This is a genomic window from Gemmatimonas sp. (assembly GCF_044345575.1).
Lineage (GTDB): Bacteria > Gemmatimonadota > Gemmatimonadetes > Gemmatimonadales > Gemmatimonadaceae > Gemmatimonas.
Genome location: NZ_JBIJAW010000319.1, coordinates 1 through 3,704, shown reverse-complemented (window position 1 = coordinate 3,704; position 3,704 = coordinate 1). Strand labels below are relative to the sequence as shown.

Genomic DNA, 3,704 nt, shown 5'->3' with positions numbered 1-3,704 from the left:
GGCGCGCAGCCGGCGGCACCGACTGTTACGGCATCGCGACCGAACGTCGTGCTCATTATCACCGACGACATGGGCTACGCCGACATCGGCCCGTACGGTGCGAAGGACATCCGTACGCCGAATCTCGACCGGCTCGCCCGCGAAGGCACCACGTTCACCGAGTTCTACGCGAACGGGGTGCTGTGCACGCCTACACGCGCCGGCCTCATCACGGGGCGCTATCAGCAGCGCTACGGCCTGCAGACGCCGCTGGGCAATCCCACGGCCGGAGAAACCGGCGGGCTCGTGGCGACCGGGACCTCCTTGCCGCAGCTGTTGCGGCAGCACGGCTACGCCACGGCGCTGGTCGGTAAATGGCACCTGGGCTATGACGCCGCCATGTCCCCCACTGCGCATGGTTTCGATTGGTTTTGGGGGCTCAAGAGCGGGTATCACGACTACTACCGGCACACTGACGGGGCCGGGAAGCCCGATTTGTGGGAGAACGAGACGCCCATCAGTGCCGACGGGTACAGCACCGATCTGATCGCCAGCAAGGCGGTGTCGTTCATCGAGCAGCATGCCTCGCGGCCGTTCTTCATCGACGTGGCGTTCAACGCGCCGCACTGGCCGTTCCAGCGACCGGGACAGCCCACGATCGCCCGCGACAATGGGCGCCTGCTCATCCCGAGCGATTCCGCACCGGGCACACGGAGCGATTACGTCGCGATGGTCGAACGCATGGATCAGGGCGTGGGTGAGCTGTTGCGCACGCTCGATCGCCTGGGGCTCACGCGGAACACGATCGTGATCTTCACCAACGACAACGGTGGCGAGTGGCTCTCCGACAACGGCCCGCTGTTCAATCGCAAGTACACCGTGTGGGAAGGTGGCATTCGCGTACCCGCCATCGTGCGGTGGCCGGGCCGCGTGCCCGCCGCGACGCGCACCACCCAGGTGGGAATCACGATGGACCTCACCGCCTCGGTGCTGGCGGCCACGGGCGCCCCCGTGCCCGACTCGACGCGCCTCGAGGGCATGAACCTCTTTCCGCTGCTTGCCCGGCGACAAGCGCCGGTCTCACGCACGCTCTTCTGGCGCTCCACTTTCGAGGGGCGCACCCAGCGCGCCGTGCGCGACGGGCCGTGGAAGTACGTGCGGGATGCCAATCACGACTTCGTGTTCGACCTGACGAACGATGCAGGTGAGCGTCGCGATCTCGCGCGCACCCGGCCCGACATCGCGCGTCGACTGCGGGAGAAGTTGCTGGCGTGGGAACGGGATGTGGATGACGAGGCGCAACGGGCATCGACCCGGCGCGCGAACACTGGCGGACACTGAAGGACACTGACGAACACCGACGGACACTGACGAGGAACCGATGCGACGCATACTGCCAACGATTCTCACCCTGCTCGCGCTCGAGGCGCTCGCCCCATCGGGCGCAGGAGCACAGGGCGCACCATCGGTGCGTGCCATCGATGCCGCGCCGTTCCCGAGCGCCATGGTGGCCTCGCCAAAGGGCGACAGGGTGGCGTGGGTACACAACACCGAAGGCGTACGGAGCATCTGGGTGGCCACGGCGCCGGTCTATGCCGCACGGCGCGTGGTGGACTTCGGCAAGGATGACGGCCAGGAGGTGTCGCAGCTGGCCTTCGCCGCCGACGGACGCACGCTCTGGTTCGTGCGTGGCAGCGGCACCAATCGCGCCGGCGAGAACCCCAATCCCAACAGCGACCCCAAGGGCGCGGAGCAGGCCATCTGGCGCGTCCGGCTCGATGACAATGCCGCGCAGGCCGAACGGGTGATCCTCGGGAGTACACCCACCCCGTCACCCACGGGCGACGCGCTCCTCTTCGCGCGGCGTGGCGATGTGAACCTGCTGTCGTTCAAGGACGGGAAGGCCGAGGGCGCGGCGCTTTTCGAGATGCGTGGGGGCGCCAACGAGTTCCGCTGGTCCCCCGATGGCGAGAAGGTGGCGTTCGTATCAGATCGCGGGACGCATGCCTTCGTGGGGGTCTACGACACGAAGCGCAGCCAGCTTTCGTGGATGTCACCGAGCACTGATACCGATGGATCCCCGGTGTGGTCGCCGGATGGCAAATACGTGGCCTTCGTGCGCCAGCCGTACCAGAAGCGGCGCATGATCTTCCTGGCGGTGCGTACGGCGCAGCCGTGGAGCATTCAGGTGGCGGACGTTGCCACGGGGGAGGCGCGCGAAGTGTTTCGTGCCGCACCCGGCACCGGTTCCGCGTTCTGGCCCATGCAGGCGGAAACGCAGATCCTGTGGAGTGCCGACAACCGCCTCGTGTTCCCCTGGGAGCGCGACGGATTCCTGCACCTGTACAGCGTTGCGGCCAACGGCGGATCGTATACACAGCTCGATCGCGGCCCGCACGAAGTGGAGTACGTGACGCTCGATCGCAGCGGCACGCACGTGCTGTTCAATTCCAATCAGGGCGACCGTGACCGGCGCCATGTGTGGCGCGTGAAGGCCGCGGGTGGCGAGGCCGCGACCGCGATCACGGCGGGCCCGAGCATCGAGTGGCTTCCCACCCCGCTCGCCGACGGCAGCGTGGCGTTCCTCCGCAGCGACGCACGCGTGCCGGCCCACGCGTCCATCATGCCGATGACGGGAAGCGCGCTGGCCCCGGCCCGGTTCCTCGCTCCGCAAACCATGCCGGCGAGCTATCCGAGCACACAGCTCGTGGTGCCCACGTCGGTCGAGATCAAAGCGGCCGACGGCATCGAGAGTCACGCCCAACTGTTCCTGCCGCCGGCGGGCCAGTTCAGCGGCAAGCGACCCGCCATCATCTTCCTGCACGGTGGTTCACGCCGGCAGATGCTGCTGGGGTGGAACTACGGGTCGTACTATCACCATGCGTATGCGATGAACCAGGCGCTGGCGTTGCGCGGCTGGGTGGTGCTGTCGCTCAACTATCGGAGCGGCATCGGCTACGGCCGCGATTTCCGCGAAGCGCTCAACTACGGGGCCGGCGGCGCCTCGGAGTACGGCGACGTGGCTGCGGCGGCGCGTTGGCTGCGCGCGCGCGGCGACGTGGACACGAGCAAGGTCGCGCTCTGGGGCGGCAGCTACGGCGGGTATCTCACCGCCATGGGGCTCACACGCAACCCCGAGCTGTTCGCCGGGGGCGTGGACGTGCACGGCGTGCACGACTGGAACGTGGGGATCGCCACCTTCCGCACCGACTACAATCCGCTCGAAGATCCCGCGGCCACCGCGCTCGCCTTCAAGTCGTCACCACTGTCACAGGTACAGCGCTGGAAGGACCCGGTCCTCCTCGTGCACGGCGACGACGACCGCAACGTGCGCTTCATCGAAACACTCACGCTCATCGAAAAGCTGCGCGCGCAGAAAGTGCCCGTCGAACAGCTGGTTCTGCCGGACGAAATCCACGGATTCCTGCGACATGAATCGTGGATGAGAGTATTCGAATCGGCGCTCGACTTCCTCGATCGGCAGGTGCTACGACAGAAGTGAGGTGTGAGATTCGAGCGGTGAGAATGAGAGTCGAAGGGTCAGAATGAGACGACAGCTCGGATAGAAGCGAGACGTCAGCGCCCTCGAGGTGAGAAGTCAGTGGATTGGTCCTGACTTCTCACTTCTGGAGGACGGACGTCTCGCTTCTATCCGAGCTGTCGTCTCATTCTGCCCCCTCGATGCTCACACTCGCATCTCGTCTCTCAGACCGGAGAACGCGTCA

General features: G+C 66.4%; 2 protein-coding genes. Both read left to right on the top strand.

The window, feature by feature from the left end; all coding sequences use genetic code 11:
- Window positions 1-1,320 (top strand): sulfatase (locus ACIQ6O_RS14365; protein ID WP_396208467.1); only part of this gene is annotated, 1,320 nt, incomplete at its 5' end.
- A 40-nt stretch (window positions 1,321-1,360) separates the two neighbouring features.
- Complete coding sequence (locus ACIQ6O_RS14360) at window positions 1,361-3,481, top strand: prolyl oligopeptidase family serine peptidase (protein ID WP_396208466.1); 2,121 nt, start codon at window positions 1,361-1,363, stop codon at window positions 3,479-3,481.
- The last annotated feature ends 223 nt before the right edge of the window (window positions 3,482-3,704 follow it).

Excerpts from the sequence above, each read along its gene's own strand:
- ACIQ6O_RS14360 (WP_396208466.1), top strand. The coding sequence starts at position 1,361 with ATGCGACGCATACTGCCAACGATTCTCACCCTGCTCGCGCTCGAGGCG.